The sequence below is a fragment of the Haloferula luteola genome, from assembly GCF_014201715.1.
GTDB classification, from domain to species: Bacteria; Verrucomicrobiota; Verrucomicrobiia; order Verrucomicrobiales; family Akkermansiaceae; genus Haloferula; species Haloferula luteola.
Genome location: NZ_JACHFD010000001.1, coordinates 84,818 through 97,685 on the forward strand (window position 1 = coordinate 84,818; position 12,868 = coordinate 97,685).

Below are 12,868 nucleotides of genomic sequence, written 5' to 3' on the forward strand. Positions count from 1 at the left end.
TGTCCCCTGACGGGCCTCTCTCTTGATTCAGCGCTCCCGAATGAGTTCCGCCAAGCCTCCAGCTCCCGATCCCAAGAGGTTCGAGGTCTCCAAGCGCACCCTGATGCTCGATCGCGCGATGACCCAGCTCATCCGCATCGGAGGTCTGGCGGTCATCATTGCCGTCTTCGGGATCTTCTTTTTCATTGTTCGGGAAATCCTGCCCTTGTTTTCGGGTGCCCAAGTGGAAGCCGAAGAGGTGGTTTCCACTCCGGGGGGAGACGTCCAGATCCTCGGCGTCGATGAATGGGGTGAGCATCCTTTCCTCTATCGCGGCGGCGATGAGGTGGTGTTCATCGATATGGTGAGCGGAGAGCGCTCAGTTCTCGACGTCCCCTCATTGAAGGATGTTGAAGTCACGGCGAGCTCCTTCGATCCCGTGCATCGGAGAGTCGCGGTCGGCTTAGCCGATGGACGTGTCGGATCCTTCCTCGTCGTCTATCAGACAGAATTTTCCGAGGACGGGACGCGGACGATCGTTCCCACCATCGAAACGGAACCTTGGTTCACGGTCTCGACTGGAGAAGGGAAAGTGACCGCCTTGTCGTACGGCGATGGCGGCGACAAACGCCTGTTGATGGTCGCCCGTGATCAAGGCCTTGCCGCGCTGCGACTGGGGAAAAAGCGCGCTCTGATCGGGAAACCCAAACTCACTCTCCAAGGCACCGTCGACCTGACGGAAAGCATGACTTCCGGGGTGGTCTCGGTGACCGCCTCACAAAACGGACAGGCGGGGCTGGTTTCCGGTGCTGATGGCCAAGTACGTTACTTCCAGGAGTCGGGAGGCGAGGTGACGCTGGTTCAAACCTTTGAGCCCTTCCACGGCGCACCACCGGTGCGCATGGACTATCTTTTCGGAGGGGTCTCCGTGGCTCTCACGGATGCCGCAGGGGATCAAAAAGTGTTCAGCTTGTTCCGCCCTGAAGGTTCGAACCAGCGGCTTTTCGGAGAAACCAAAGAGTTTCCCGGAATTGGCACGGGTGCTCCGGTTTTTGCCCCCAGCTTACGCAACAAAAGCTTCCTCACCGGCGCTGGGGGACAACTTTCCGTGCGCCATCTCACCTCAGGGGCGGTGCGCTGGGAGGGGTTCGCCGAATTTGAACCGGTCGCCGCCACCATTGATGGCAAAACCGAACATTTCTTCATCGTGGGCCACGAAGGCCAGGTCCAACGATTCTCCCTGAAGGACCCTCATCCAGAAGCGGGATGGCGGGCGTTTTTCGGAAAGGTATGGTATGAAGGAGGCTCAGAGCCGGTATTCCAATGGCAATCGACCGGAGGTTCGGATGATTTTGAGCCCAAGCTCTCTCTGATTCCTCTGATCGTGGGGTCCCTGAAGGGCACGTTTTACGCCCTCTTGTTTTCCCTCCCGATCGCTCTCTTGGCGGCAGTGTTCTCGGCGGCTTTCCTGCCGCACGACATGAAACGGGTGGTCAAACCTGCCATGGAGATCATGGCGTCGCTGCCCTCCGTGGTGCTGGGGTTCCTTGCGGGGATCTGGTTGGCACCGATCATTGAAGACAAAGTTCCATCGATTTTGTTGGTCTGCCTCTCCCTGCCATTGTCAGCGATGCTTGTGGGAGTGATCTGGAGCCGCCAACCGATCCAAGTTCGGGGTCGCTTTGAAGGGGGCCGGGAGTGGATGGTGATGGTTCCGGTCGTTCTCTTGATCGGCTGGCTTGCTTGGATGGCGGGCCCGCTGTTGGAGAAAGCAGTTTTTATCTACAAAGAACCGGAGAGCGGGCGAGAGATCGCAGATTTCAGACTCTGGTGGCCTCAGGCAACTGGCTTGTCGTTTGACCAACGGAACTCGTTGGTGGTCGGATTCATGATGGGTTTCGCGGTCATTCCGGTGATTTTCACCATTGCCGAAGATGCTCTTTCGAACGTTCCCAAAACCCTCACCGCAGCCTCCGCCGCACTCGGCGCCAGCCGCTGGCAGGTCGTGAGAACGGTGATCATTCCCGTGGCCTCCCCCGGGATCTTCTCAGCGCTGATGATCGGCTTTGGACGAGCCGTAGGCGAAACGATGATCGTCGTCATGGCCACCGGCAACACCCCGGTGACCGAATGGAACATCTTCAGCGGGATGCGCACGCTTTCCGCAAATATCGCCGTCGAGCTGCCAGAAGCCGCCCCGGGTTCGACTCATTATCGAACCCTGTTCCTCGGCGCTCTCGTGCTGTTCATGCTGACCTTCATCCTCAACAGCGTGGCGGAGGTGATGCGCCAACGCCTGAGGGAGAAAAACAAGCTCGTCTGATTTTCGTTTCATGCCTGCCAAGCCTTCCAATTTTGCCAGCACCGGACGATCGCGTCGCGGCGAGCCCTTTGTGTGGCTCACGGCCGCCGGCCTCGCCATTGGCGTGCTCTTGACCGTCGGACTGCTCGGTCTGGTCGTGACAAAGGGACTTGAGTCCTTTTGGCCAGGTCGCATCGAAGTTTGGAAAGTCGACCGCGAAGGAACCCTCGAGACGGTCGCTGGGTATGTGGTGCAGGAACGCAGTCGCCGCGCCATGGACGGCAGCGCTCACGAGGAGATCCAAATCTTTCGCGGCAATGGAGAACTCTACGGAGAAAAGTTCCTCTACGTCGATCAGGCGCAAATCCAAGAAACCCAGCAACCCGAAGATTTGGCGCTCATTGAGCGACTCGAAGGTGGCTTAGTGATCGGGCGCATCCAATCGATCCAGCTTCATGATGGCGCGACGGTGGAAGGAACCTCCTCGGATTTCCGAAAGCAACTCACTCAGCGCATCCGAGAAGCTTCTGACCGTCGGGATCAATTGGAAGACATCGAAAAAGACCGTATCGGCCGCAACGCCAAGGAGGTCAAAGAACTCCGCCTGAAGGAGAAGTTGTCGGGAACCTCTCCTGAGATCACGGCTCGATTGGAAGCCCTGCAAACGGAATTTGCTCAACTCGATGAACAGCGCACCGAAATTCGCCAGGAACTGGAGGCCGATCATCTGGTGGTCGAATCCATCGATGGCCGCCCGCTGTCGCTTCCAGTGGGAGAATTGCTCCACGTATTCCGTCCCAATGAAGTCGGGTTCTTCGGAAGAATCGGTGAGATGCTGCGTCGCATTGGCAGCTTCCTCATTAGCGATCCCCGTGAAGCCAATACGGAAGGTGGAGTCTATCCTGCGATCTTCGGAACGGTGGTGATGACCCTGGTGATGAGCCTGTTCGTGACTCCATTTGGCGTCATCGCGGCCATCTACCTGCGCGAGTATGCGAAACAGGGACCACTAGTGAGAGCCGTTCGCATCTCTGTCAACAACCTCGCTGGGGTTCCATCGATCGTCTTCGGCGTCTTTGGCCTCGCCTTCTTCATCTATTTTGTCGGCGGCGTGGTGGACGATTGGTTCTTCCCGACCAGTGAAGAGCCAGTGTTCAAGAGCGGGGGGATTTTGTGGGCTTCGTTGACGTTGGCTCTGTTGACCGTTCCCGTGGTGATTGTGGCCACGGAAGAAGCATTGGCCGCGGTGCCTCGCGGCGTCCGTGAGGCCGCCCTCGCGTGCGGAGCCTCAAAGTGGCAGGCGATCCAGCGGGTCGTTCTCCCCGCTTCTCTTCCAGGCATTCTCACGGGGGTCATTCTCGCCATGGCCCGCGGAGCCGGGGAGGTGGCACCGCTGATGCTCGTAGGCGTCGTGAAGAGCGCTCCAGATCTTCCCATCGATGGCACCGCTCCCTTCATCCATGCAGAGCGGCAATTCATGCACCTCGGTTTCCATATCTACGACCTCGGTTTCCAATCGCCTGACTCGGAAGCGGCAAAGCCTATGGTCTTTGCGACCACGCTGCTGCTGATCACGATCGTGGTCGTGATGAATCTGTCCGCGATCATCATTCGTAACCGTCTCCGGAAGAAGTACGCCACCAGCAGTTTCTGATGCCCCGCGAAGATTTTATCGCCGTCGACCACTTCAGTTTCTTCTACGGACCGAAGCAGGCTCTGTATGGCATCGACATGAGAATACCGGAGCGCCAGGTCACAGCCCTGATTGGGCCGTCTGGTTGTGGTAAGTCGACGCTGTTAAGAAACATGAATCGGATGAACGACCTCATCGATGGGGTGCGACATCAAGGTGACATCCGCTTGAATGGCAACAGCCTGTATGACCCCAAGGTCGAAGTGATTTCCCTGCGAAAGCGCGTGGGAATGGTTTTCCAGAAATACAATCCATTCGCCAAATCGATCTACGAAAACGTCGTTTTCAGTCTCCGGGTCGCAGGACGCAATCGAAAGAAGGAACTCGACGAAGTCGTGGAGCGTTCTTTGCGCTCCGCAGCGCTCTGGGATGAAGTGAAGGACCGCCTGCACGATAGCGCCTTCGGCCTTTCGGGGGGGCAGCAACAGCGGCTTTGCATCGCCCGAGCCATCGCCAATCAGCCGGAGATCTTGCTGATGGATGAACCTTGCGCGGCGCTGGATCCCACCGCCACTCTCAAGATTGAGGCTCTGATTCGCGAGTTGAAGGAGCAATTCACGATCGTGATCGTCACTCACAATATGGAACAGGCCACCCGTTGTTCGGATCGTACGGCGTTTCTCTACATGGGTCGACTCATCGAGTATGGTCCTACCTTGGAGGTCTTCGAAAACCCCAAGCAAGAGGAAACGGAAGCCTACATCTCCGGTCGCTTCAGCTGATGAATGCTTCATCTTCCAACGATTCGAACTCGCGTCCGTCTGCCATTTCGGTCGAAAACGTGGATTTTTGTTACGGCAAATCCCGTGCGTTGAAAGGGATCTCTCTTGAGGTCACCCGCAATGAGATCGTCGCATTTATCGGCCCCTCAGGCTGCGGGAAATCGACTTTGTTGCGCTGCTTCAACCGCATGAACGACCTCGTTCCTGGGGCTCGGGTGACCCAGGGCACGATCCACATCGAAGGGGTCGAGATCCATAGCCCTGAAGTCGATCCGGTTGAACTCCGTCGACGAGTGGGGATGGTCTTTCAGAAGAGCAACCCTTTCCCTAGGTCGATTTATGAAAATGTCGCCTATGGACCTCGCCTGGCGGGCACTTCAGAAAAGGGCGCGCTCGATAGTATCGTCGAAAAAGCGCTGCGGGGGGCTGCCCTTTGGGATGAGGTGAAAGACCGCCTCGGAGAAAGCGCCTTCGGGCTCTCCGGAGGACAGCAGCAGCGACTCTGCATTGCCCGGACAATCGCGGTGAAGCCTGAGATTGTCCTGATGGACGAACCTTGCTCAGCGCTCGATCCCGTGGCTACAGCGAAGGTCGAGGAGCTGATTCTCGAACTAAAAAGGGAATTCACCATCGTGATCGTGACCCATAATATGCAGCAAGCGACACGGATTTCTGATCGGACTGCATTCTTTTATCTCGGGGAATTGGTGGAATTCGACGAAACTGGGCGGATCTTTTCCAATCCCCGCCGCCAGGAAACTGAAGACTACGTTACTGGCCGCTTCGGCTAATCTCCCTCCTACTGCCATGCCACCAAATCATCCGCACATCATCCGCGATTTCGACGAATCGATCCGCAAGCTTTCGGAAAGTGTCATTTCGATGGGAAATCAAAGCCGGTTGAACCTGCAGCGCGCTGTCGAAGCGTTGATCCAGCGGGACATCGATCGCTGCAAGGCTGTGATTGCTGATGATAGCGAGATCGACGAAGCCGAGCGATCGGTCGACGCCATGGGCATGGATATTCTTCTGCGATTCCATCCGGTGGCTCGAGATCTCCGCCTGGTGATCAGTTCGATGAAAGCCGTCGCCAGCCTCGAGCGCATCTCCGACCACGCCGTCAACATCGCCAAACGCGCGAAAAAGATGTTGAGCCGAGAAGAAATTCGCGAGGTGAGGTTGATCGAACCGATTTACCTCATGGCAGACGAGTTGCTTCGAGACGCCTTGGCTTCCTTTGCTGACCGAGATTCAACGACGGGGCGGAATCTGGCCGTTCGGGATAAGGAGCTCGATCGCGCTCACAAACGGGTCGTCGCGACTCTCAGCCAACTTCTGGAAGAAGGAGGTGCCAATTCCGAAAGCTACCTCCATTTGATCCTTATCGTTCGTTCTTTGGAGCGGGTAGGGGACCTCGCCGTCAATGTGGGCGAAGACGCGGTCTTCCTCGATGCAGCTGAGGACATCCGCTATGCGCAGCGCCGCTATGCGAGGGAAAGCGACGATCCGGACACGGATCCCGCGCCCTGACCCGTATCCGGAGACGGGGAAAGGGAGATCCTCCGCCCTTCACCCTTCTTCTCCTTGCTGAGAAAATCAACAGCCCGGAACCCATCGAGGGTCCGGGCTGTGGAGAATGGGAAGGGGCCTCTTGGACGGGAAACCGTCCGTCTTTGAATCAATCGGGCAGGGAGTATCGAGTACCGTCGATAACCAGGTCTTCAGCACCCAAATGGACGTCACCACGGAGGATTCCGGTATTTCCACCGGTGAGATCCGAGTCCATGGCAGTCCCCATGAGGGAATAGGGTGCTTCGCCCGTCGATTGTGCCAGCTCGACGTGCAGTCCAAGATCGTCCAGATCGAGCATTCCATAGGAATTCTGGCCCGCGAAAGCGAATGCCAGCGCAGGGGCCTTGCCCTTGGAGACCTGAATTCCAAAGCTCTGATCGATGGTGAACGAGTCTCCAGCAACGTGTGCTTCATCAACGTCCACATCGAGATGGATGTTCTTCTTGTAGGTCAGCGGTTTGATCTTCTTAGAAACGTCCAGCTCGACTCCACCCGCACGGATGAGCCAGCGGGACTTCTTGCCGTCAGCCGTGACCTGATACCAAAGCTGGCCGTTGCTTATTGGTGATTTCGCCACGGTGCTGATCCACTCGCACAATTGCGCCGTGTCGACGGGGACATCCTGGCGGGTCCCTTCGCTGTCAGCGTAACGGAGACCGAGGTCAAAATCGAGTTGGCGTTCGATGACCACCGTCTTGCCACTTGGCAGGGCCGTCTCTGCGCCGAGATCCACATTCCCGTAGAGGATTCCCATTTCGGTTCCCGTAAGAGCAGGATCGAGGAGAGAACCCATCAGGGTGTAGGGCATTTCCGTCGAGGTCGCTCCAGCAAGGTCGACGGGCAATCCAGTCGTTGACTCGGTAGCGCGCTGGAAGGTGCTGGTCCCATTGAAAATCAAGGTCAATGCGGGTTGCGTCTTCGCTCCCGTCACCACGAGTCCAAAGATTTCGTCGGCATCAAAGCTGGCGCCATCGACGTGAGGATCCACCACTTCAGTGTTCAAGGTGGCAGGTTTGGACCCCTTGAGAACGCCCATATACTTCGTCACATCCAACACGGCGGACTCTTGGCGCAACAGCCACAGCTGGCTGGTTCCGTCGAGGGATGTGCGCATCCAAAGCGTCGCATCGGTCATGGGCTGACCTGCCACAGTGCTCACCCATTGGGCAAACTGAGCGGTATCGATTGCCAAATCTTGTGCGGAACCCGTCGCATCAAGCGTCCGAAGGGTTAGGTCCAAAGTGACTTCCCGTTCGATGTAGGCATTGGGAGCCGATTTTTTGTTCTTCGGATCGGTACCAAGGGCGATTTCCTGGGCATCCGTGAAGCCGTCCTTGTCGGTGTCGGCCATATCGGGGCGCGTTCCGTAGATTTTGACTTCGTCGCTATCGGAAATGCCATCGCCATCGGTATCTGGGTTGTAGGGATCGGCCTTATACTTCCGTTCCTCACTGTCGAGCAATCCGTCTTCATCGCTGTCACCATCCAGAGTCATCTTGAAGGTGAGGTTCTTGGTCGCCACTTCGGCGGTGATCTCGGCACCGGAGGTCAGCGCATTCAGTTCGGCCGACAAGGTATGGGTGGTATTGGATTTCACCCACAAGACCTCCTTCGCTTTGCCTTTGGTCAGCGTCACCTCAACGGGGGAACCGTCGAAATTCAAAATCGCCGTGTCCGAGTCCGCCGTGATGCCCTTGGCAAGGGCGAGATTGACGGTGATCGAGACCGGCTTGCTCAGTTTATCCAAAGGATCCGTGCCGGCTTCAATTTCAGCACCATCGGCGGCTTTATCCCCGTCGGTGTCCTTCTTTTTAGGATGGGTGAAGTAGACCCGAACTTCTTCATAGTCGGTCAACCCGTCCTTGTCCGTATCTGCCTTGTCCGCACGAGTTCCCAAGGCAACTTCCTCACTGTCGAGCAGCCCGTCCCCATCGGTATCGCCATCGAGTGCGAAGGTATAGGAGACAGGACCGTCAACCGTGAGCATCTCCGTGCGCTGCCCGTCCCAGGTGTCGAGCGATGCCGTGATCGCATACGTGGCACCCTTGAGAAGATACATGGTGCGAGCCGTCGCTCCGCTGATCAAATTCACCACCATGCCGGTCGGTGCTTCGTCGCCCTCTGCCAGGACCTGCGCTAAAGGATCTTTTTTCCCGAGCTTCAATCCGCTCTCCAATTCGACCCGCACAATCACCGGCACGGGGTAACGCACTTCCGTCGGGGTCTCTCCAGCCAACAGGCTTTTGATTCCGCTGACCACCCACCCGCGGCTCACACCGGCGCCATCGATGCTTTGACCGACGATGGTATCGCCATCGTCCGAAATGCCCGTAGCCTCATAGAAGAACCAACTCGGAAGGGTCATCCCAGCACCTTCGAGAAGCGTGCGAAGGGATTGCAGTCCGTGCGTTTCATCCCATACGGCAGCCTCCCGGCCGTTCGCCGAGACGCCGTATCCCACGGCGATTGTGCCATCGGCATTGACGTCGTTGAGGGAGCTGTTGGTGCTTCCCCCAGCGAGGTCTCCTATCGAGACCGGACCCTCATCGGTGAAAATGAGACCTACGGTTCCGGCAGAGGTTGTTCCAAGCCCCACAATGGTGCTGCCATCGGCAGAAATGGCGTTGGCGGAGGAACCCATGCCGCCACCATCAACGTCACCCAAAGCCACCATTCCACCCGCAGACGTCCATTTGAAGGCAAGGGTCCCATTCTGAGAACTGGTGTTACCGACAACAATTGATCCATCACCCGAAACTCCCGTCGCCACGGATGAGAGATTTGCCGTGTCAATGGACAGAGCACCCAAGTTCACCATGCCAGTCGCACTGGTCCAGCGGAAGGCTCGCGTGCCATTGGAAGAAGAGGACACGCCCACCACCACCGAACCATCACTTGAAATCGCTCGACCGGTGGACGCGGTGATCGAAGTCGTCGAAATCAGGCCCAGATTGGTAAAAGTGCCGCTATCGGACCAGAGCACAGCCCGTGTCCCCGCGTTCGGAGTGCCTGAGCCCGTCCCTTTGCTGCCATCCGAAGACAACGCATAGAGAGATGAATCAACTGGCGATCCCGAGAGATCTCCCAATTGAGCAAATCCTTCAGACAATTTCCATCGAAATGCTTCTTCGCCACTTTGCGTCGGGGCCGTTCCACAAATCCATTGTCCATCCCCCGAGACCCCAAAAACCGTCGAGCCCTTCGCTGTGTCGGCGGGACCCGTGATGACATTGAGAATCAGCGGACTGGGATCGGCCATCGCCGGAAAAACCACACCCGCTGCAAGGCAGGCCGTCAGGGAAAACTTCATATCAAAAACGTTCAGGGTTTGGGGAGAATGAGAGAAAAGCGAAGAGGAAATTCATTCATGAAATGACTTTCTTCCACCCGTTTCATGAGAGAGAAGATGGGGGAGAATCGAGAAAAAAGTACCCCCGGACGAGGCAAAAAACCGCCACGGAAACCCACCTCAAGGCTGAAAGTCGCGGGTCGGATCAATCCAATTCGAGGCGATATCGACGCACCGAGGGGTCGACCTTCTGGGACCACGCATCAATGCCACCGGCCATCGCGAACGTCTTTTTCAGACCATGCCCGCGAAACCAGGAACAATGATCCAGAACGTGCCGTCCGAGGTGATCATAGAGCACGATGCTTTTCTCTGGATCACCGGCAAACAAAGCCTGCTGCAATTCCTGGGTCATGAACTCCGCCTCCTCAATCCGCACCGCTTCGAATTCCTCTCGAGTGCGTGTATCAATCACCAAGACGGACTCTCCTGCGTCCAATTGGGCACGGACCTCCTCTGGAGAAATTTGCATGGCCTGGTCATGCAAATCGGCCGCGAGCAACTGGGCCAACATTTCCGCGGGATCCATCCCTCCGGACCGCGCTGCCAATTCCGCTAAAGTCTCCGAATCCGAGAATCCACAGCTTTGGCATCCACCGAGGTGGTAGTGGGAAAACAAGGCACGGCGGGCTCCGGGAAGCTTCTCCATGATGGCAGACATCGGAGATTCGGGGCTCAAGTCAGTCGGATTCATGCCGCAAGCTAATCACCTCATCCGGAAATTTCCACTGTCACCCCACCCGACCTTGAGGCAGGCTGCAGGCAGATGTCGACATCCCGGGACGAGCCGAAAATCTACCTTCTTCCGAATCTGATGACTGCAGGCAACCTCGCCTGCGGTTTCTTTGCGGTCCTCTCCATCTTCCAAGGAATTCTGGTCGCTACCAGCAAAGAGTCGGGTTACGACTTCTCACTTGCCCAGCCATTTTACGAACGGGCCATCATGCTGATCTTCGGATCGTGCATCTTCGACCTACTCGATGGACGTCTCGCTCGCCTTGGAGGGCAAGAATCTCCGTTCGGACGTGAGTTCGACTCTCTGGCCGACGTCATCAGCTTTGGCATGGCTCCCTCGCTGCTCATGGCCAAAGCCGTGCTTTTCCCTCTCGATCGAATCATCGATGGCCTCGGGTGGGTGCTCGCTTGCATCTACGTCCTCTGCGGTGCCGTCCGCTTGGCACGGTTCAATTGCATCGCGGCTTCGACTCACCACAATCCGTCGGACACAGACTTTCGCGGAATTCCGATTCCCATGGCCGCGGGATTCATTTCCTCTCTGACCTTCCTCATCATCTACCTCAACGAGACCGATCGAGACCTCGGAACTTGGAAGTTCGTCCTTGCCGGAACCATGCTCGGACTCTCGATCTTGATGATCAGCAACGTCCGCTACCCGAGCTTCAAGAAGTTGGACTGGAGGACGCGGGGCACTCCCATGGTGATCGTCGGAGCAGCGATCCTTTTGGTGATCACGGTGCGATATCGCTACGTGATGCCTGTCATCCTCTTCAGCCTCTACCTCATCTATGGTTTGGCGATTCGACCATTTCTCCCTCGGAGGGTGGTCAGTGAGATCGAGGACGAGCAGGAGCCCGATGACGACCTCGACTAATTTCAAAAAGTTTTTGCTTAATATTTGCTAAGCATTTAAAACGGACTCCGTGAAGAGCCCGTCCTTCTTCCTGCGAATCCTTCTCTTCGTCGGCCTATGGCTGACATTGACGTCATTCTCCACCGCCGCTCGATTCTCGACGGTGGTCATCGATGCCGGGCATGGAGGCAAGGACAAGGGAGCCCTGTGGGGCGGCATCCGGGAGTCCACTCTCAATCTGAAGGTGGCCAAGGAGCTCGAAGGTCGCCTTAAAAAGCGGGGGATTCGTACCGTGATGACCCGACGCTCGGATGTTTTCATCTCGCTGAGGAGTCGAGCGAATGTGGCCAATCGCTATCGTGATGCAGTCTTCGTAAGCATCCATTTCAATGCCTCCCACAACCGCGGGATCAAAGGCACGGAAACCTACTATTGGGGCAATCAGGGACGCATCCTCGCCGGAGCCATTCAAAGACGCCTCCCGGCCCGCCTCAAGACATCAAACCGCGGGATCCACCGTCGCGGCCTCGCTGTTTTGCTTCACACTCGATGCCCGGCAGTTCTTGTCGAATGTGGTTTCATGAGCAACTCCCGGGAACGAGGTCGCTGCGCCACCGCCTGGTACCAACAAACGGCTGCAGGCGCGATTTATGATGCGCTGATGGCCTATCGTTGAGATCCCTCCCTCAAATGCGACGGGGTTCTGGAGAGATTTGCCCTAGACGCCGACTCGCTACTTGTCAGGAGCGACGGTGGGGCCGATGGGAGGGGGGTGAATGAGGACCGCTCGACCCAGCACTGGATGCCAATCGCCCTCGTGGGATTCCCATTGGGGCTGGTGATTTTCACAGGCCTTGCCTGGTGGAAATGGCATGCCCGTGGCCCTGAGGTTGAGGAACTCCATGCTTTCACGCTTCCCATCACTCTTGAGGGGCTCGCGGCGGATCGACGAAAGATCGAAGAATTCGCCGCTCCTCGATATGCCGGAGATGTGCAAGCCGAGCAGGGGCTCAAAAGCATGGCGGCGATGATTGACGGCACTTTGGGGCCGGAAAATGCAGGATACCGCATGGAACTCCTTCCCGGACCTGGGAATTCTGGGGAGAATTGGCCGATCATTATTGCTCACGCCGAAGCTCAGGATGGCTCGAAGCCGCCTCTCTGGATCGTCACTCCCTACGACACCGACCCCTCACGCCCGGACCACTCCGCAGTGGAAACAACCTTAGCGGTGGCGGGAGGCATGGCCGGACAGCAGTTCAAACGCTCGCTTTCATTCGCGTTCCTTCCCCATGGCCAGCAGCTCGGGCCTCAGGCCGAAGAAACTCGGACGAAGTTGCAAAAGCGCATCGGTGAGAACGCCCGCGTGATGTGGATCGAAGCGGTGTCTTGGCCGAGCCTGCTGGAAGGGTCCCGCCACAATCCCTCATTGAGTCAATGGCTCTCCAAAGAAGTGGGCCTGGTGGCCGGCGAAGCCACCGACTCGAGCTCATCATCCTCATGGATCGACTTCAAATTGACCCGGGGCTCGCAGGATGAAGACACCCCTGAAAACCGTTATCGGGCAGCTCTCACCGTGGCGGATTTGATCCGATTTCTCGCCACGCAATAAAGCAAGGCGACGGAAAAAAGCTCCCGCCGCCGTTGAGCGATCGGGAGC

Annotated in this window: 10 protein-coding genes; 8 read left to right on the plus strand and 2 right to left on the minus strand. The window is 57.2% G+C overall.

Annotated features, from left to right (window positions below; all coding sequences use genetic code 11):
- Nucleotides 1-40: 40 nt before the first annotated feature.
- From HNR46_RS00370 to phoU, 5 genes are read left to right on the plus strand one after another with little or no spacing between them, the layout of a single operon-like run.
- The gene (locus tag HNR46_RS00370) at nt 41-2,302 is read left to right on the plus strand and encodes an ABC transporter permease subunit (protein ID WP_184014718.1); all 2,262 of its coding nucleotides are present in this window, start codon (nt 41-43) and stop codon (nt 2,300-2,302) included.
- Between the two features lie 10 nt (nt 2,303-2,312).
- Nucleotides 2,313-3,935 (plus strand): phosphate ABC transporter permease PstA, encoded by a 1,623-nt coding sequence (gene pstA, locus HNR46_RS00375; protein WP_184014720.1) that lies wholly within the window; start codon nt 2,313-2,315, stop codon nt 3,933-3,935.
- The gene (gene pstB / locus HNR46_RS00380; RefSeq protein WP_184014722.1) at nt 3,935-4,696 is read left to right on the plus strand and encodes a phosphate ABC transporter ATP-binding protein PstB; all 762 of its coding nucleotides are present in this window, start codon (nt 3,935-3,937) and stop codon (nt 4,694-4,696) included. The genes pstA and pstB (HNR46_RS00380) overlap by 1 nt, the downstream gene beginning before the upstream one ends.
- The gene (pstB, locus tag HNR46_RS00385; RefSeq protein WP_184014724.1) at nt 4,696-5,487 is read left to right on the plus strand and encodes a phosphate ABC transporter ATP-binding protein PstB; all 792 of its coding nucleotides are present in this window, start codon (nt 4,696-4,698) and stop codon (nt 5,485-5,487) included. The genes pstB (HNR46_RS00380) and pstB (HNR46_RS00385) overlap by 1 nt, the downstream gene beginning before the upstream one ends.
- A gap of 16 nt (nt 5,488-5,503) precedes the next feature.
- Complete coding sequence (phoU, locus tag HNR46_RS00390) at nt 5,504-6,226, plus strand: phosphate signaling complex protein PhoU (protein ID WP_184014726.1); 723 nt, start codon at nt 5,504-5,506, stop codon at nt 6,224-6,226.
- A gap of 148 nt (nt 6,227-6,374) precedes the next feature.
- Here phoU and HNR46_RS00395 read toward each other — a convergent pair whose 3' ends face one another.
- Entirely contained in the window at nt 6,375-9,578 is a 3,204-nt protein-coding gene (locus HNR46_RS00395; RefSeq protein ID WP_184014728.1) for a hypothetical protein, read from the minus strand.
- A gap of 184 nt (nt 9,579-9,762) precedes the next feature.
- Nucleotides 9,763-10,311, minus strand: a complete 549-nt coding sequence (locus HNR46_RS00400) for a rhodanese-like domain-containing protein (protein ID WP_184014730.1) — start codon at nt 10,309-10,311, stop codon at nt 9,763-9,765.
- 72 nt (nt 10,312-10,383) lie between these two features.
- On the opposite strand from HNR46_RS00400, the gene pssA reads away from it, so the two are divergent.
- The 3 genes from pssA (at nt 10,384) to HNR46_RS00415 (ending at nt 12,820) form a co-directional block, all read left to right on the plus strand.
- The gene (gene pssA / locus HNR46_RS00405; protein ID WP_184014732.1) at nt 10,384-11,229 is read left to right on the plus strand and encodes a CDP-diacylglycerol--serine O-phosphatidyltransferase; all 846 of its coding nucleotides are present in this window, start codon (nt 10,384-10,386) and stop codon (nt 11,227-11,229) included.
- 49 nt (nt 11,230-11,278) lie between these two features.
- Nucleotides 11,279-11,884 (plus strand): N-acetylmuramoyl-L-alanine amidase, encoded by a 606-nt coding sequence (locus tag HNR46_RS00410; protein WP_184014734.1) that lies wholly within the window; start codon nt 11,279-11,281, stop codon nt 11,882-11,884.
- A gap of 126 nt (nt 11,885-12,010) precedes the next feature.
- Nucleotides 12,011-12,820: a hypothetical protein gene (locus tag HNR46_RS00415; RefSeq protein ID WP_184014736.1), complete on the plus strand. Its 810-nt coding sequence runs from the start codon at nt 12,011-12,013 to the stop codon at nt 12,818-12,820.
- Nucleotides 12,821-12,868: the final 48 nt, after the last annotated feature.